The following is a 16806-nucleotide window of genomic DNA, read 5'->3' as shown; positions in this document are numbered from 1 at the left end:
CCCCGCCCGCTTCTCTCCACACCACCGTCCCCCCCCCCCCCCTCGCCTCATACCCAAAACAAAAGAAGCCCACACCCGGACTTGTTCTCCCCCGCCCCCCCCCCCCCCCCCCCCCCCCGCCCGCTGACTTGTGGGAGCCTGTTGGCGGAGCCGAAGATCGACGCCGATCGCGGACGCGGGTTCACCGACACACATTTGGGGGCGGAAGATGGCGAACGGTGACCTGCTCACCCCGGTCGAACTGGACTTCCTGTGGGAGAGCGCGAACGCCGGTGAGCTGCCGTACCCGCTGCGGCTCCGCTCGCACGGGGCGACCATGGACGAGCGCGGCGCGCTGCGGGCGCGGACGTTCCAGTCGCTGAACCAGCGTCGTCTCGCCGACGAACGCGGCCGTCCCGAGCCGCATATCGAGGACTTCTTCGGTGTCCTCGCGCGGCCGGACCTGAGCCTGGACTGCGTCCAGCTCAACAACCCCGGTACCGAACCGCTGCTCGCGGTCGCGTCGCTGCTCAGCGGCCAAGGCCTGCTGACGGTGCAGGACCCGCGCGGTTTCCACTTCCACCCCATCGCCCCGGACGGCCTCGCGAGCGCGATCGTCTCCCTGCTGCCGCCGGGTTCGCGCGGCACGGAGAAGTCGATCACCCTCCCGCTGGACGGCCTGGTCGGCACCTCGGGGGCGGACTTCCTCCAGCGTCGTCAGCCACAGGTCGACGGCTCCGCGACGTCCGATGAGGACCGAAAGGCCCTGTCGCGGCTCCAGGCGCAGCCGCGGCTTCGCGGCGGACAGTTCGGTGCCAACGCGCGCAGCAAACACGGCACGCGGACCCGGTCTTCGGTGCTGAGCTGGTTCGACACGCAGTCCGGCCGGTACTTCACCCAGGCCACGCGCGGTTCCGACGGACGCGACTGGATCACCATCGCGCCCGCGGACCCGGCGACGCTGCGGCACCGGCTCACGGAGATGCTGGGGAAGATCGCGGCGGACGCTTCGCCCGCGCGCTGACCTGTCGGTCCCTTTCCTGACAGCTGGCGGGACACTTCCCCCGATCCGGCCGCCGACTGTCGTACCCCTTCGCTATCGTGAACCCCCTGGGCGTCCCGAGGCCCAGGAGCCAAGGTGCCGGGAGGGCACGGAGCAATGCACCAGGAACACTTCACACCGATGGCGTTCGACTTCCTCTGGGAGTCCGCCGAGCTCGGCGACCTGCCCTATCCGCTGCGCGTCCGTTCGCACGGCGCCACGGAGGCCGAGCGCCGGGCGCTGCGCCGGCGCACCGACGTCGAACTCCAGGCCCGCGGGATCCGCGACGGCCGGGGAAGGCCGGAGCGGAGGATCGAGGACTGGCTGTACCTCCTCGCCCGCGGTTCGCTGACCATCGACGCGCTGCACATCCCCGAGTTCCAGGCCCCGACGGTCGCCGTGCTCGGCGCCACCGACGGCCGCGACGGGGTGATCGCGATCCAGGACCAGTCCGGGATCTGGCTGCGTGAGGCGCCCGCCGACGGCCTTCCGACGGCGGTCGTCGAACTGCTGCCCCCGGGGCAGCGCGGCTCGGAGGCGTCCGTCACGCTGCCGATCGACGACGCCCGCCGCACCGAGCCGATCCGCGCCGCCGTCAACCCGGCGAAGAAGGCCGAGGAGCCCGAAGCGGCGAAGACCCGGCGTAAGGAGAAATCCCGCGTTTCACTCAGTGAACGCATCACCGCGGATCCCCGCGAGGCGTTCGGCAAGCTCACCGGCCAGCCGAGGCTGCGCGGCGGTCAGCTGGCAGCGAACAGCCGGTCCCACGTTGGCGCCAAGCAGCGGTCACGGGTCCTCGGCTGGTTCGACACCGCCAGCGGGCGCTACCTCAGCACGTCACAAGCAGGTCCAGACGGACGCGAATGGGTCACCGTCTCACCCGCCGACGTCAAGACACTCCGCACGCGCCTGGGCGAAATGGCCGCCGGTGTGGCGGTCGACACACGTTAGGGTGACTCCCTCGTTCACTCTCCGGGAACCCTCGCGCGGCGTCCACCGTTTACGTCCGAGAGGCTCACCACCCTCATCCGTCCAGGCGGGCGGTATCCTGAGGGGCGGGTGTCGGAGCACCATGGGTCGTCAAGATCGTGATGGCGGGTAACAGCATGAGCCGCCCAACCAGGAAGGGTCGAGGCCACCAGGGCCGAGTCGTATGAACCGGAAGAGCGTGCTCAAGAACCCAGTGCTCTGGATTCTCGCGGCGGTACTGGCGTTTCTCGCCTACAACACGATCTTCGACAGTGATCGTGGCTATACCCAGGTGCCGATCTCGATCGCGAACCAGCAGATCACCGCGAACAACGTCAAGGAAGCCTCGCAAGAGGACAAGGAGCAGCAGATCAAGCTGCTGCTGAACAAGAAGATCGAGGTCGAGGGCCAGCAGGTCGACCAGATCATCGCGCAGTACCCGTCGAACGTCGCGGGCGTCATCTACGGTCAGCTCATCGGCCTCAAGAGCGGTGACAACCCGGTCAAGTTCACCACCAAGGTCACCCAGCAGAACGTCCTCACCCAGATCTTGATCTTCGCGATCCCGCTGGCGCTGGTGCTGGGCCTGCTGATGTGGATGATGAACAACGCCCAGGGCGGCGGGAACCGCGTCCTCAACTTCGGCAAGTCGAAGGCCAAGCAGCTCAACAAGGACATGCCCAAGACGACCTTCGGGGACGTCGCGGGCGCCGACGAGGCCGTCGAAGAGCTGTACGAGATCAAGGACTTCCTGCAGAACCCGGCGCGCTACCAGGCACTCGGCGCGAAGATCCCCAAGGGCGTGCTGCTCTATGGGCCGCCCGGTACCGGTAAGACGCTGCTCGCGCGAGCCGTCGCCGGTGAGGCCGGCGTGCCGTTCTACACGATCTCCGGTTCGGACTTCGTCGAGATGTTCGTCGGTGTCGGCGCCTCGCGCGTCCGCGACCTGTTCGAGCAGGCCAAGCAGAACGCGCCCTGCATCATCTTCGTCGACGAGATCGACGCGGTCGGCCGCCAGCGCGGCGCCGGCCTCGGCGGCGGCCACGACGAACGTGAGCAGACGCTGAACCAGCTCCTCGTCGAAATGGATGGTTTCGACGCGCGCGGCGGCATCATCCTGATCGCCGCGACCAACCGTCCCGACATCCTCGACCCCGCGCTCCTGCGTCCCGGCCGGTTCGACCGCCAGATCCCGGTGGCCGCGCCGGACATGCGCGGTCGCAAGGCGATCCTCGAGGTGCACGCCAAGGGCAAGCCGATCGCGCAGGGCACCGACCTGAGCGGCCTCGCCAAGCGGACCGTCGGCATGTCCGGCGCGGACCTGGCGAACGTGCTCAACGAGGCCGCGCTGCTTACCGCCCGCCAGAACGGGCACGTGATCACCGACGCCGCGCTGGAGGAGTCGGTCGACCGCGTCGTCGGCGGCCCCGCCCGCAAGAGCCGGATCATCTCCGAGAAGGAGAAGAAGATCACGGCCTACCACGAGGGCGGGCACGCGCTCGCCGCGTGGGCGATGCCGGACATCGAACCGGTCTACAAGCTGACGATCCTGCCGCGCGGGCGCACCGGCGGTCACGCCCTGCTCGTCCCGGAGGACGACAAGGAGCTGATGACCCGTTCGGAGATGATCGGGCGCCTGGTCTTCGCGATGGGCGGCCGCACGGCGGAGGAGCTCGTCTTCCACGAGCCCACCACCGGTGCCTCCTCCGACATCGAGCAGGCGACCAAGATCGCCCGCGCGATGGTCACCGAATACGGCATGAGCGCCCGGCTCGGCGCGGTCAAGTACGGCCAGGAGCAGGGCGACCCGTTCCTCGGCCGCTCGGCGGGCCGCCAGGCGGACTACTCGCTCGAGGTCGCGCACGAGATCGACGAGGAGGTGCGCAAGCTCATCGAGACCGCGCACACCGAGGCGTGGCACGTGCTGAGCACCTACCGCGACGTGCTGGACGAGCTGGTCATCGAGCTCCTCGAGAAGGAGACGCTGACCCGCAAGGATCTCGAGCGGATCTTCGCGACCGTCGAGAAGCGCCCGCACATCACCATCTTCAACGAGTTCGGCGACCGGAAGCCGTCCGACAAGCCGCCGATCAAGACCCCCGGCGAGCTGGCGATGGAGCGCGGCGAGCCGTGGCCGCCGCCGGAGGAGAAGAAGGAGCAACCGGTGCTGCAGCCGGCGCCGACCCCGGTCGGCACCGTGCAGGGCGGCGGCGACCTTCCCGGTGGCCCGCCGTACGCGCAGCCGGCTCCGCCGCCGGACCCGAACGCGAACCCGTACGCTCCGCCGCCGCCGGGCGCCTACCCCAACGGTGGTCGCCCCAACGGTGGGCCGAACGGCACCGGTCACTGGCCCCAGGCATATGGTGGGCAGCAGCCGGGCGGTCCGGCAGGCGGTTACCAGGGTGGGCCCGTTGGCGGCCCGCCGAACTACGGGGCTCCTCCCGGATGGACCCCGGCCACGCAGCCGGGCGGCCAGCCGAACCAGCCCTGGCGTCCCGCCGAAGACCGCCCGCGCGACGGCTGGTTCGCTGACCAGCCCGGCGGTCAGCAGGACGAAGGACAGCAACGGCGTGACGACGGACAGGACGACACCAAGCGGTAACGGCGTAGGCCCGGTCTTCGACCAAGACCGGGCCGAGAAAGCCGTACGCGAACTCCTGCTCGCCTGTGGCGAGGACCCGGACCGGAACGGTCTCCTTGAGACCCCGGCCCGGGTCGCTCGCGCTTACCGGGAAATGTTCGCCGGGCTCTACACCGAGCCGGACCACGTCCTGGACCGCACGTTCGACGAGGCACACGAAGAGCTCGTGCTCGTGACGGACATCCCGATGTTCTCGGTGTGCGAACACCATTTGTTGTCGTTCCACGGTGTCGCCCACGTCGGCTACATCCCCAATGAGCACGGCAAGGTCACCGGGCTGTCCAAACTGGCCCGCCTCGTCGACCTGTACGCGAAGCGCCCGCAGGTCCAGGAGCGGCTCACCTCCCAGGTCGCCGACGCGATCATGCGCAAACTCGAGCCCCGCGGCGCGATCGTCGTGGTCGAGGCCGAGCACCTCTGCATGGCCATGCGCGGCATCCGCAAACCCGGGGCCAGGACGACGACGTCGGCCGTACGCGGTCTGTTGCAGACTTCGGCGTCCTCGCGGTCGGAGGCGCTGGACCTCATCAAGGGCCGTCGATGACCGCCCTGCCCCGGCCCGGCCGGTGCGCGGTGATGGGCGTTCTGAACGTCACCCCCGATTCCTTTTCGGACGGTGGCCGCTACCTCGGCGTCGAGCAGGCGCTGGAGCACGCGCACGAGATGTGGGCGCGCGGGGCGGATCTGATCGACGTCGGCGGAGAGTCGACGCGGCCGGGAGCCTCCAGAGTGGACGCCGAGACCGAGATTTCCCGGATCATGCCGGTGATCCGCTCGCTCGCCGCCGACGGTGTCACGATGTCCGTGGACACCACGCGTGCCGAGGTCGCCCTCGCCGCCGTCGAGGCGGGCGCGTCCGTCATCAACGACGTCTCCGGTGGGCTGGCCGATTCGAACATGGCGAAGGTCGCCGCCGAGACCGGGGTGCCGTGGGTGCTGATGCACTGGCGTGGGCACAGCAAGGACATGAACGCGCTGGCGTCCTATGAGGACGTCGTCGCGGACGTGCGCGCCGAATTGCTGTCCCGAGTGGACGAAGCAGTCGACGCGGGCGTCGACCAGAACGCGATCGTGCTCGACCCCGGACTCGGGTTCGCGAAGAACGCCGAACACGACTGGGCGCTGCTGAACAGCCTGGACTCCTTTCTGTCATTGGGTTTCCCGGTTCTCGTCGGTGCCTCGCGCAAACGGTTCCTCGGGCGCCTCTTGTCCGGAAAGGACGGAAAGCCCGCGCCGCCGGACGGCCGCGAGAACGCGACCGCGGCCGTGTCCGCGCTCGCCGCGGCGGCCGGTGCCTGGGGAGTGCGGGTGCACGAGGTCGGCGCGAGCATCGACGCCGTGACCGTCGCGGCGGCCTGGCGGAAGGGGAGTCCTGTTGTCTGACCGGATCACGTTGACCGGCTTGCGGGTTTTCGGCAGGCACGGGGTCTTCGACCACGAGAAACGCGACGGGCAGGAGTTCGTCGTCGACATCGTGGTGTGGCTGGACCTCGGCCCGGCCGCCGCCTCCGACGATCTGACCAAGACGCTGCACTACGGCGAGCTGGCGGAACTCGCCGCCGGGATCGTGGCAGGCGAGCCGTACGACCTCATCGAGAGTGTCGCCGGGAAGATCGCCGACGAGGTGCTGCGCGACGAGCGGCTGAGCGCCGTCGAGGTGACGGTGCACAAACCGTCCGCGCCGATCCCGCTGAACTTCGACGACGTCGCCGTCACGGTGCGACGCGAACGATGAGCCGCGCGCTGCTTTCGCTCGGTTCCAATCTGGGGGACCGGCTCGCGTTCCTGCAATCCGCCGTCGACGCCGTGCGGCCGGCTGTCGTAGCCGTGTCGAGTGTTTACGAGACGAAAGCGTGGGGCGTCGAGGACCAGCCGGACTTCCTCAACGCCGTCGTCCTGGTCGACGACCCGGCGCGTGACCATTGGGATTGGCTGCGCACCGGGCAGGCCGCCGAGCAGGCGGCGGAACGCGTGCGCGAACTCCGCTGGGGGCCGCGCACGCTGGATGTCGACATAGTGACCGTGGACGGGGCGCGCTCCGACGACCCCCGGTTGCTGCTTCCGCATCCCGGCACGCCGGAGCGCGCGAGCGTGCTGATCCCCTGGCTGGAGATCGAGCCCGGCGCGGTGCTCCCCGACCACGGTCCTGTCGCCGACCTCCTCGCCGCCCGCCCCGTTTCGGACCGCGACTCCGTCCGGCTGACCTCGCTCACCCTCACCTGAGCATTTCGTCCTCTGAACGCGTTAGTTGGCGATACGCACTACCGCATTCAGAGGACGAAATGCGGTAGTGCGTGGGGCGAACTACCGCATTCAGAGGACGAAACGCGGGAGGGGCGAGAGCAAAGGTCCCTTGCTACCCCAGCGCGGCGCGCAGGGCGGCGATGACCCACTCGGCCTGCCGCATCTGCGAGGGGAACGACGGCCAGCCGTTCATCTTCCCCAGCAGCATCCAGTACCGCTCGGCGCGCGGGTCGGAGCTGATCGCCATGCCGTCGGCCAGCCGTTTCCGCCAGGCCGGGTCGGCGGGGTCCTGCCCGTTCCGCGAAGACTGCGTGAAGATCGTCTCCGCCAGTTCGCGGCCCTCGGCCGAATCAGGCGCGAGGCCGGCTTCGAGTGCTTCGGTCGCCTTCGCACTCCACGCGATCCACAGCTGCTGCTGCTTCTCACCGAAGTCCGCTCCGTCCTCCTCCCGGAGCTTCGAGTGCCACTCGCTCATCCGGCGGATCGACGCGCGGAACTCCTCGTCCTGGACGAGTTCGGCGAACTCGATCCAGGCCTCCAGCTGCTCGGGCGTCGGGTCGTCGGGCAGTTCCGGTTTCGCCGAGCGCATCCGCTCGTAGAACTGCGGATCCAATTCGAGACCTTCGACCATGTCCGCCCAGAACTCGTCGAGCAGACCTTTGCGGTCTTCGTCCGACATCGACGCGAGTTTGTTCATCAATTCGACCTCCTCCAGTGGTGAGTCCCGTTTGGCCACCGCTCGCAGGACCGCGCGGCGCAGTTCCAGCCGCCGGATCTGCTCGTCCAGGGCGGCGACGTGCTGGACCGCGAGGTCCCCGATGGTCGCTTCCCTGGTCAGCGCCCGCTCCACGTCCGCGAGGCCCAGCCCGAGTTCGCGCAGCGTCCGGACCAGCTCCAGGCGTGCCATCGCGGTGGCGTCGTAGAGGCGGTAGCCGGCGTCGGTGCGGTCGGTCGGTGGCAGGAGCCCTTCGTCGGAGTAGAAGCGGATGGTCTTCACCGGCAGGCCGGTCCGTTTGGCCAGCTCCCCGATGGTGAAAACCGCTGCGGTGCCCATGAGCTTCATCGTCGACTCTCCAGTTGGTGGAGAGTCAAGCCTGCCAGGTAGCGTTGGACCATGCACTTCACCCGGCCACGCGAGCTGGCGGTGGCCGGCCTCCTGGGTCTGGTCCTGGCCTATCTGCTCTTCCAGGTCGCCTACGGATCGATCCCCGCGCTTCCGCTCTTCGCCGGAATCACGCTGTTCGTCCTCGCGCTCTGCGAGGTCGTGCTCGCCTTCATCGTCCGTTCGCGGATCAAGGAGGGCCGGGTGCTCGCCGCGATCTCCGTCGCCCGATCGGTGGCCCTCGCCAAGGCCTCGTCGCTCGCCGGATCCGCCATGACGGGGGTCTGGCTGGCGGCCTTCGCGTATCTTTTTCCGCGACGTGACGAACTCCTCGCGGCGAGCGGGGACCTCCGTTCGGCGACGGTCGGGATCGGCAGCTCGGTAGCGCTGGTAGCTGCGGCTTTGTGGCTCGAACACTGCTGCCGGACCCCCGAGGGCGGTGATCGGGGCCCCGATCCCGAGCCGACCGGTTAACGCTCGAGAGCCACCGCTCGAAGTACCGACTAGGTCTCGTTCGGATTACTAGAAGGTACGGTGTTGGGCATGACCGGGGTGGGTGACGACTCGCGCGGCCGCCTTGCGGGTAGGCCGTGGCTTGTCGTCGGCTTGGTTCTCGCCGTCGGCGCGACTCTCGCATTGGTGCTTTCCGACGACCTCCGCTACTTGCGGCTGGGCATCGTCGCGGCGCTGTGGGCCGCCTTGATCGGTGCGTTCCTGGCGGTCCGCTACCGCAAGCACGTGTCGCAGAGCGAGGACGCCGTCGCCGAGGCGCAGGCCGTCTACGAGCTGGAGCTGGAACGCGAGATCGCCGCCCGCCGCGAGTTCGAGCTGGAGATCGAAGCGGAGAGCCGGCAGGCCGCCGAGAACCGCTCCCATGACGAACTCGAAGCGCTCAGAGCCGAGGTGAGCGCCCTGCGTGAAAGCCTCCAGTCGCTCTTCGGCGGTGGCGAGGTCCTCCTCGAACGCGTCGCGCTCACCGCGCAGGCCACCCGGATGCGGTCCCTCGACAACAAGCAGCTGATGAGCGCCGGATCCGAAAACGGCAACGGCAACGGCAAACCCCAGTTGATGCCCGCCAAGAGCACCACGATCGACGTCGACGATCGTGAGCGTGAGCGGGACCGCCCGACCGAGATGCTCGACCGGGTCCTCGAACCCGCGTCCGCCCGGGCCGGGACGCCGCCCGCCGCGCGTCGCAAGCCGTCGAACGGCCAGGTCAACGGCACCAACGGCTACGGCCAGAGCAATCAGGTGCAGCGACCGAAGCCGGTCGACGAATCCACTCGCCGCAGCATGCGCAAGGCGGACGCCCGCGCTTCGAAGGCGGCCGAGGCGCTCGCCGCCGAAGCCGCCCGCCGCGAGCGGCTCGAGATGTCCAACCCCGGCATGTCGCCCGCCGAGGTCTCCCGGCCGATGCCGAGGGTCGACGCGCAGCGCAAGACTCCACCGCCGGTGACGCCCGCCGAGGTGTCCCGCCCGTCCATGCCGGGGGTCTCCCGCGCCGAGGCCTCGCAGCCGTCGATGCCCGCTGTCGCCCGGCAGCCCCAGCGCCCGGAACCCCAGCGCAGCGAACCCCAGCGCAACGAGCCGCCTCGCCGTCCGCAGCAGCCTTCGTTGCAGCAGCGGCTCGACGCCGGCACCGTGCAGCGGCCGCCCGCGTCGCGGCCGGAGGAGCAGACCCGCAAGGAGACACCGCCGGTGAAGCCCGCCGCGCAGGCGAAGCCGGTCAAGCGGGTCGAGCCGGACCGTCCGCGGCCGAACCGCGAGCTCGGCCTGACCCGTCCCGGGATGAAGCCGGTCGAACAGTCCCGCCCGGCCGGTGGCACGCCGCCGCCCGCGAACAAACCCGCCGCTCAGGAGCCGATGGAGGCCACCGGCGAGTGGAAGCCGTCGTGGACGCAGGAGCGCCCGGTCTCCGACCTGAGCGCGGCGTTCCCCAGGAAGGACGACTTCCAGGACCGGTTGCGCCCCACGCCGCCACCGAAGCCTCAGCAGTCCCAGCAGTCGGCGTCCCTGCCGCGGCCGGAACCGCGCCCCGAGCCGCGCCGTGAGCCGGAGCCGCCGACCCCGGTGTCGATCCCGGTCGTGTCCGAGCCGCCTCGCCGGGCCGAGCCCGTGCGGCAGCCGGAGCCCGAACCGGTGCGCCGTCCGGCGGCCGAGACCCCGTCGCGGCACGGTGCCGGCGCCGAGGAGCCGCCCGCGGTCAACCTGACGCTGCCCGAAGAGGTCCGCATGACGCAGAACGGCAGCGGTGGACGCCGCCGCCGGGCGGCGGAGGACTCCTCGGTCTCGCTCACCCCGGCCCCGAACGTTCCGGAACCCACCGGTGGCGGCCGTCGCCGCCGTCCGGACGGCGAGCCCCCCGCCTGGCAGAACTCCGAGTCCTCCGGCGGCCGTCACGGCGGCGGGCGGGCGAAGCCGGACGACGAGGCGCCGTCGCGCAACGGGTCGTCGCACAGCCGTCCGGAGACCCCCGCCGCGGGTTCCCACGCCTCCGGCCGGTCGGTGATGGACCTGCTCGCGGCGAACGGCGCGAACGAGTCCACGCCGCGGCGCAGGCGGCGTGCGGAAGACTGACCGCGTACCGACGGTAGGGTGACCCGCTGTGAGCGAGCCTTCCTCCCCGGCGCCCGGTCTCGACCGGCCACGCCGGTCTCGGTCGATCACCGTGCTGCTGCCGGTGCTCGGGCTGATCGCCGTCGCGCTGTGCGGGCTTTTCGTCTTCGGCACGGTGACCGAGAAGGTCGGTTTGCCCGCGGTGACGATCGGGGTGCTCGCGGCGCTGGTCCCGGTCGCCGTGGTGGTCACGGCTTTCCTGTGGGTCGACCGTTGGGAACCGGAACCGCCGAAGCTCCTGCTGCTGTCCTTCGTCTGGGGCGCTTGCGTCGCGACGATCATCGCGTTGCTGCTCAACAGCGGCGCCGAGGCCGTCGGTGACCTGCTGCTCGGTACCGGCGTGGGCGGGAAGATCAGCGGACTGGTCTCCGCGCCCCTGGTCGAGGAAGCCGCGAAGGCCGCCTTCATCCTGCTGCTGTGGTGGCGCCGCCCGATCGAGTTCGACGGCGTCGTGGACGGCATCGTCTACGCCGGCTTCACCGCGGCCGGGTTCGCCTTCACCGAGAACATCTATTACTTCGGCCGCGCCTTCGCCGAGCACGGCTTCGGTGACGGCACGAGCGCCGGCGTGCTCGCGGCGTTCTTCCTCCGCGGCGTGCTTTCGCCGTTCACCCATCCGCTGTTCGCCGTCATGACCGGGATCGGGCTCGGCATCGCCGCGAGCAGCAAGGTGCGCTCGCTGCGGATTCTGGCGCCGATCGGCGGCTACGTCGTCGCGGTGCTGCTGCACGCGCTGTGGAACGGCGCCGCGTTGCTCGGCGGTGCCACGACCTTCCTGAACGTCTACTTCCTGATCATGGTGCCGCTGTTCATCGGGGTCTTCTCGGTGGTGGTCATGCAGCGGCGCCGCGAGCAGCGGATCGTCGCGGCCGCGTTGCCGCTGATGGTCGACGCGCGCTGGATCGCGCCGTCCGAGGTGCCGCTGCTGGCCAGTCTGTCCGGACGGCGGTCGTGGCGGAAACAGGCGCGGAAGCAGTCGGGGCGAGAAGCGGCGAAGGCCGTCGGCCGCTATCAGGCCAGCGTGACCGAGCTCGCGTTCCTGCGCCGCGGCCGGAAGCTCACCGACGATGCGAAACAACGGCAGCGTGAGCTGCTCCAGGTCCTCAAGACGTCGCGGGCCGAGGCCGTGCGGCTGGCAGACGGCGCGCCGCGCGGATGACCACTGTCAGGTGAAGCTGGTCACGAGGACCGGTTCGGACACGGGCCGGAGGGTTACCCTCGCGCCGTCGTCTGGTACCCGCGCCCACCGAGCGGGACTGGAACGAGTTGAGGAGTTTCGACCATGAGCGTCCACTGGCGCACGCCATGATGAGGCCCGCTCGCCTGGCCGTCGGCGTCGTTTCCGCGGGCCGGGTCGGCAGTGTGGTCGGTGCCGCGCTGTCCAGGGCGGGGCACACCGTCGTCGCCGCTTCGGGCCTTTCCAACGCTTCGGTTCGCCGGGCGGAGCGACTGCTCCCCCACGTGCCCCTCCTGCCTCCCGACGAGGTCGCCCGCCGCGCCGACCTGGTCCTGCTGGCCCTGCCGGACGACGCGCTCGCCGGGATGGTGCGCGGCTTCGTCGCCACCGGCTCCCTGCGGCCGGGCCAGATCGTCGTGCACACCTCCGGCGCGCACGGCATCGACGTCCTCGCGCCCGCCGCCGAGGCCGGGGCGCTGCCGCTGGCCCTGCACCCCGTGATGACCTTCACCGGCCGCCCCGAGGACCTCGACAGACTGGCCGCGTGCAGCGTCGGCGTCACAGCCACAGAGGGTGACGAAGCGGCGTGGAACGTCGGTGAGGCGCTGACCGTGGAGATGGGCGCTGAGCCCGTCCGGGTCCCTGACGAAGCGCGAGCGCTCTATCACGCGGCGTTGGCGCACGGCGCGAACCACCTGATGACCCTGGTCGCCGATTGCGCGGAATTGTTGCGGGAGGCGGGAATCGCCCAGCCCGAACGCCTGGTGGCTCCGTTGTTGTCGGCGGCGTTGGATAATGTTCTGCGACACGGGGACCGGGCGCTGACCGGGCCGGTGGCCCGTGGTGACCTCGGCACCGTGCGTGAACATCTCGCGGTGCTGGCCGAACGTGGCCCCGATGTCGCCCCGAGCTATCGCGCGCTGGCCAGGCGCACGCTGGCGCGCGGCGACGCCGCCGGGCTACTGGACGCCTCGGCCGCCGCCGAGCTCGCCGAACTCCTGAGTGATCCCCCAGATCCCGCCGAAGGGCAGCAAAACCAGTGACCACACCGAAATTCGCCCGAGGCACGCTGCACACCTTCCAGCCGCCCGAGCAGGTCAGCAAGGTGACGCGTGCCCTGCACGGCGTCGGCCGCAAGGTCGCGCTGGTGCCCACGATGGGCGCCCTGCACGCGGGACATCGCGAGCTGATCCGCCGGGCGAAGCGGCTGCCGAACACGGTCGTCGCGACGTCGATCTTCGTGAATCCCCTGCAGTTCGGGGAGGGCGAGGACTTCGAGGCGTACCCGCGTCCGCTGGACAAGGACCTCGAGGTGCTGAAGGAGGACGGCGTCGAGCTCGGCTTCCTGCCCAAGGCGTCGGATCTGTATCCCGACGGGGCCACCGTCACGGTGCATCCCGGCGCGCTGGGTGACGAGCTGGAAGGCGCGGTGCGGCCGGGGCATTTCGCCGGCGTGCTGACCGTGGTGGCGAAACTGTTCAACATCGTGCGGCCGGACTACGCCTTCTTCGGGGAGAAGGACTACCAGCAGCTGGTGCTGATCAAGAAGATGGTGCGTGACCTGAACTTCGACACCCGCGTCATCGGGGTGCCGACGGTACGGGAACGCGACGGGCTGGCGTTGTCCTCGCGCAACGTCTACCTGACTCCGGAACAGCGCGAGGACGCGATCGTGTTGTCGGCGGCACTCACCGCGGGTGCCTTCGTCGGACGCGACGGCGCGGAAGCCGTGCTGGCGACCGCCAGGCAGACCCTCGCCGCGCGACCCGCGGTCGAGGTCGACTATCTGGAATTGAGGGGAATCGACCTCGGGCCCGCGCCCGTGGACGGTGAGGCGCGGTTGCTGATCGCGGCCAGGGTGGGGAGTACCCGGCTGATCGACAACGTCCCGGTGATGCTCGGCGCCGCCGTGGATCATCCGGAACACGCGCTGGACGCAGGGGAATAGGGAGAGTCCACGATGTACCGCACGATGCTGAAATCGAAGATCCACCGGGCGACCGTCACCCAGGCCGATCTGCACTATGTCGGATCGGTGACCGTCGACGAGGACCTGATGGACGCGGCGGATCTGCTGCCGGGCGAACAGGTGTCCATTGTGGACGTCACCAACGGCGCGCGGCTCGAGACCTACGTGATCGCGGGCGAACGCGGCAGCGGGGTGCTCGGCATCAACGGCGCCGCGGCGCATCTGGTGCACCCCGGGGATCTGGTGATCCTGATTTCGTACGCGCAGATGGAGAACGCCGAGGCGGCCACGTTCCGGCCGCGGGTCGTCTTCGTCGACGCGGACAACCGGATCGTCGAGAAGGGCACCAATCCCGGTCACGCGCCGGAGGGTTCCGGGCTGCTGAGCGGCACCGTGACGCTGGCCGACGACGACACGATGACCTTCCCGGTCGCCGAAACCGCCGACGCCCGCCGTCTCGACGCGCTGCTGCACGCCGAAAGCTGAGCCCTTGCTGCTCACGGTCGACGTCGGCAACACCAACATCGTGCTCGGTCTCTACGCCGGACAGGGCTCCGCTGATGGCTCCTCGGCGGGAAAGAGTGCCTCGAAGCTCATCGGTGACTGGCGCATGCGCACCGACGCGCGAATGACCGCCGACGAACTCGCGTTGACCATGCGCGGCCTTCTCGGTCCGCACGCGGACGCGATCACCGGGATCAGCGCGCTGTCCACGGTTCCCGCCGTGCTGCGGGAGCTGCGCGTCATGCTTTCGCGCTACTACGGGCGGTTGCCGAAGATCGTCATCGAGCCGGGAGTGCGCACCGGTGTGCCGCTCCTGGTCGACAACCCCAAGGAGGTGGGCGCGGACAGGCTGGTGAACACCCTGGCCGCGCACCATCTGCACCCTTCCACCGCTTGCGTGGTGGTGGATTTCGGGACTTCGACCAATGTGGACGCCATCTCCGCCAAGGGCGAGTTCCTCGGCGGCGCGTTCGCGCCCGGTATCGAGATCTCGGTCGACGCGCTGGCCGCACGGGCCGCGGCGTTGCGCAAGGTGGAACTGGTGCCGCCGCGGTCGGCGATCGGGAAGAACACCGTGGAATGCCTGCAATCCGGCATCCTCTACGGCTTCGCCGGCCAGGTCGACGGCCTGGTGAGGCGGATCAAGCGCGAACTCTCGCCGGGCGGGACCGATCCCGTCGCGGTGATCGCGACCGGTGGCCTCGCACCGCTGGTGCTCGAGGAGTCCGAGACGATCACCGAGCACGCGCCGGACCTGACCCTGCTGGGCCTCCGGCTGGTCTACGACCGGAACCACGCCTCGGCCCGTACGTGACCAAACCCCGAACTCGCGTGATCAGACACGTAACTCGCGTGATTGAAGACGGAACTCACGAGTTCGCCGCCCAATCACGCGAGTTCGCCTTCCAATCACGCGAGTTCCGCCTTCAATCACGTGAGTTCGCCGTCTGATCACGCCGGTCCCGCCTTCGGTCAGCGGCGTGAGGCGACGATCAGCACCCGCCGCGTCATCAGGTCCTGGTTTCGCAGCGCCAGCTCGATGCTCGCCCGCGGTTTCGCCGGATCCGCGCCGGATTCCGCCGCCAAGTCCGCCACGCGCTCCAGCGAAAGTTCCATTGTCCGCTGCTGCCGTGCCCGCCAGTCCGGCGTCTCCTCGTAAGAGAGGACGTCGAAGCCGGCCGCTTCCAGCAGCGGCCGGTGGTCGGGCACCTGCGGCGGCCGGTTCTCCGGTTGCCCGTCGAAGTCCCAGGTCGTGACGAGCAAGCGCCCGCCGGGCACGAGGATCCGCGCGAACTCCTCGCAGGCGCGTCGCTTGTCGGGCGCGAACAGCAGCGCGTCGACGCTCATCACCGCGTCGAACGACGCGTCCTCCAGTCCGGTGTCCGAGAAATCGCCCAACCGGAAGTCAGCCGCCTTCACGTCCATCGCCTCCGCGCGACGCCGAGCCGAAGCCAGCGCCGTCTCCGCGATGTCGACGCCGGTGAGCGTGGCGTAGGTGCGCGCGGCCACCCACAGCCCGGGGCCGCCCCGCCCGCAGCCGATGTCGGCCAGCCGTCCGCCCGGCTCCAGGCGCGCTTCGGCGGCGATGCGGTGCAGGTCGGTCCGGGTCACGAAGCTGTAGGTGTCGAGTTCGGCGGGGTAGTCGTCGCCGTATACCTCGGTCCAGATCTCCGCCGACACCGCGGACGCGGGCGTACCGAAGGCCGCGGTGAAGGTGGCCTTCCAGTCGGTCATCGTTCACGCGCCCGGAAGACGATGGTGGTGAGCGGCAGGTCGAATTCCCCCGAGGCGGTTTCCGGGTTCCGGTCGAGGAATTCCCGTGCCGTGCGAAGCTTGGCTTCGCGTTCCTCCGCCGGAGCCACCATCAGGTGCGAATGGGTGGCGAGAGTCTCCACCAGGGTTTCCGCCGTCCTGGGTTGTTTGTGACCGAAAGCCTTCCTCTCGAACGGCTCGAAGGCCTCGTGTTCCGGCAGCGATTCGTAGTCGCTCAGCCAGCGCCTGCTCGCCGAGGTCTTGATCAGCGCGTTGAACTCCGCCAGCCAGCCGACGGACTCGTCGTCGTGGTTCCACAGCGCGGCAACGACTCCGCCCGGTTTCAGCACCCTGGCCATCTCCGGGTAGGCCCGGTCGAGGTCGAACCAGTGGAAGGCCTGGCCCACGACCACGGCGTCCACGGATTCGTCGGGTAGCGGGATCTTCTCGGCCGTCCCGATGAGCGGGGTCGCCGCCGGGAATGCCTTGGTGAGCTCTTCGAGCATCTTCGCGTCCGGTTCGACCGCGGTGACCGCGAGGCCGAGGGCGAGTAGCCCTCCGGTGAGCTTGCCGGTCCCCGCGCCCAGGTCGAGGACCTGCTTCGGGTCGACACTCGCGCCCGCCAGCCCCCAGGCCAGTGCCTTTTCCGGATAATCCGGCCGATGTGCGGCATAGGCGGCGGCCTTCGCGCCGAACGAGGCGGCGCGGCGGGCGTGCAGTTCGGCTTCGACGCCGGGAGTGGATGAGTTCACGCGAACCAGGTTAATGGAGAGAAAACCGGCCGGTCCGGACCCGGAAAAGGTAATCCGGT

The 16806-nt window shown here is 69.7% G+C and carries 17 protein-coding genes; 14 read left to right on the top strand and 3 right to left on the bottom strand.

What is annotated here, in order from left to right:
* Positions 1-208 precede the first annotated feature (208 nt).
* The 7 genes from ACZ6DT_RS00250 to folK all read left to right on the top strand — a co-directional run bounded on the left by ACZ6DT_RS00250 (position 209) and on the right by folK (position 6854).
* Positions 209-1003 carry an ESX secretion-associated protein EspG gene (locus tag ACZ6DT_RS00250; protein WP_465586451.1) on the top strand — a complete coding sequence of 265 codons (795 nt, stop codon included), beginning with the start codon at positions 209-211 and terminating at the stop codon, positions 1001-1003.
* 135 nt (positions 1004-1138) lie between these two features.
* Positions 1139-1972, top strand: coding sequence for an ESX secretion-associated protein EspG (locus tag ACZ6DT_RS00245; protein WP_465586449.1), 834 nt, complete (start codon positions 1139-1141; stop codon positions 1970-1972).
* Between the two features lie 202 nt (positions 1973-2174).
* Positions 2175-4592: an ATP-dependent zinc metalloprotease FtsH gene (gene ftsH, locus ACZ6DT_RS00240; RefSeq protein WP_465586446.1), complete on the top strand. Its 2418-nt coding sequence runs from the start codon at positions 2175-2177 to the stop codon at positions 4590-4592.
* Positions 4561-5175, top strand: a complete 615-nt coding sequence (gene folE / locus ACZ6DT_RS00235) for a GTP cyclohydrolase I FolE (RefSeq protein WP_465586443.1) — start codon at positions 4561-4563, stop codon at positions 5173-5175. The genes ftsH and folE overlap by 32 nt, the downstream gene beginning before the upstream one ends.
* The gene (gene folP / locus ACZ6DT_RS00230; protein WP_465586440.1) at positions 5172-6014 is read left to right on the top strand and encodes a dihydropteroate synthase; all 843 of its coding nucleotides are present in this window, start codon (positions 5172-5174) and stop codon (positions 6012-6014) included. Before folE ends, folP begins: the two co-directional genes overlap by 4 nt.
* On the top strand, positions 6007-6366 hold the full coding sequence (gene folB, locus ACZ6DT_RS00225; RefSeq protein WP_125694967.1) for a dihydroneopterin aldolase: 360 nt from the start codon (positions 6007-6009) through the stop codon (positions 6364-6366). The genes folP and folB overlap by 8 nt, the downstream gene beginning before the upstream one ends.
* Positions 6363-6854, top strand: a complete 492-nt coding sequence (gene folK / locus ACZ6DT_RS00220; RefSeq protein ID WP_465586436.1) for a 2-amino-4-hydroxy-6-hydroxymethyldihydropteridine diphosphokinase — start codon at positions 6363-6365, stop codon at positions 6852-6854. The genes folB and folK overlap by 4 nt, the downstream gene beginning before the upstream one ends.
* A 133-nt stretch (positions 6855-6987) precedes the next feature.
* Here folK and ACZ6DT_RS00215 read toward each other — a convergent pair whose 3' ends face one another.
* Positions 6988-7929 carry a MerR family transcriptional regulator gene (locus ACZ6DT_RS00215; RefSeq protein WP_465586433.1) on the bottom strand — a complete coding sequence of 314 codons (942 nt, stop codon included), beginning with the start codon at positions 7927-7929 and terminating at the stop codon, positions 6988-6990.
* 60 nt (positions 7930-7989) lie between these two features.
* Here ACZ6DT_RS00215 and ACZ6DT_RS00210 point away from each other — a divergent pair, with 60 nt between their 5' ends.
* From ACZ6DT_RS00210 to ACZ6DT_RS00180, 7 genes are all read left to right on the top strand, one after another.
* On the top strand, positions 7990-8451 hold the full coding sequence (locus tag ACZ6DT_RS00210) for a DUF3180 domain-containing protein (protein WP_465586430.1): 462 nt from the start codon (positions 7990-7992) through the stop codon (positions 8449-8451).
* Positions 8452-8520: 69 nt separating this feature from the next.
* Positions 8521-10554: a DUF6779 domain-containing protein gene (locus ACZ6DT_RS00205; RefSeq protein WP_465586427.1), complete on the top strand. Its 2034-nt coding sequence runs from the start codon at positions 8521-8523 to the stop codon at positions 10552-10554.
* A 28-nt stretch (positions 10555-10582) separates the two neighbouring features.
* Positions 10583-11752: a PrsW family intramembrane metalloprotease gene (locus ACZ6DT_RS00200; RefSeq protein ID WP_465586424.1), complete on the top strand. Its 1170-nt coding sequence runs from the start codon at positions 10583-10585 to the stop codon at positions 11750-11752.
* Between the two features lie 134 nt (positions 11753-11886).
* Positions 11887-12813: a Rossmann-like and DUF2520 domain-containing protein gene (locus tag ACZ6DT_RS00195; RefSeq protein WP_465588729.1), complete on the top strand. Its 927-nt coding sequence runs from the start codon at positions 11887-11889 to the stop codon at positions 12811-12813.
* Entirely contained in the window at positions 12810-13718 is a 909-nt protein-coding gene (gene panC / locus ACZ6DT_RS00190; protein ID WP_465586421.1) for a pantoate--beta-alanine ligase, read from the top strand. Before ACZ6DT_RS00195 ends, panC begins: the two co-directional genes overlap by 4 nt.
* Positions 13719-13730: 12 nt before the next feature.
* Positions 13731-14225, top strand: a complete 495-nt coding sequence (gene panD, locus ACZ6DT_RS00185) for an aspartate 1-decarboxylase (protein ID WP_465586418.1) — start codon at positions 13731-13733, stop codon at positions 14223-14225.
* A 4-nt stretch (positions 14226-14229) separates the two neighbouring features.
* Positions 14230-15057 (top strand): type III pantothenate kinase, encoded by an 828-nt coding sequence (locus ACZ6DT_RS00180; RefSeq protein ID WP_465586416.1) that lies wholly within the window; start codon positions 14230-14232, stop codon positions 15055-15057.
* A gap of 158 nt (positions 15058-15215) precedes the next feature.
* Here ACZ6DT_RS00180 and ACZ6DT_RS00175 read toward each other — a convergent pair whose 3' ends face one another.
* Positions 15216-15977 carry a class I SAM-dependent methyltransferase gene (locus tag ACZ6DT_RS00175; RefSeq protein WP_465586413.1) on the bottom strand — a complete coding sequence of 254 codons (762 nt, stop codon included), beginning with the start codon at positions 15975-15977 and terminating at the stop codon, positions 15216-15218.
* Positions 15974-16747 (bottom strand): class I SAM-dependent methyltransferase, encoded by a 774-nt coding sequence (locus ACZ6DT_RS00170; protein ID WP_465586410.1) that lies wholly within the window; start codon positions 16745-16747, stop codon positions 15974-15976. Before ACZ6DT_RS00170 ends, ACZ6DT_RS00175 begins: the two co-directional genes overlap by 4 nt.
* Positions 16748-16806: the final 59 nt, after the last annotated feature.

The sequence above is a fragment of the Amycolatopsis sp. NPDC041971 genome, assembly GCF_055588925.1.
Note: the sequence above shows the minus strand (reverse complement) of the source record. Positions and strands in the feature narration are given on the sequence as shown.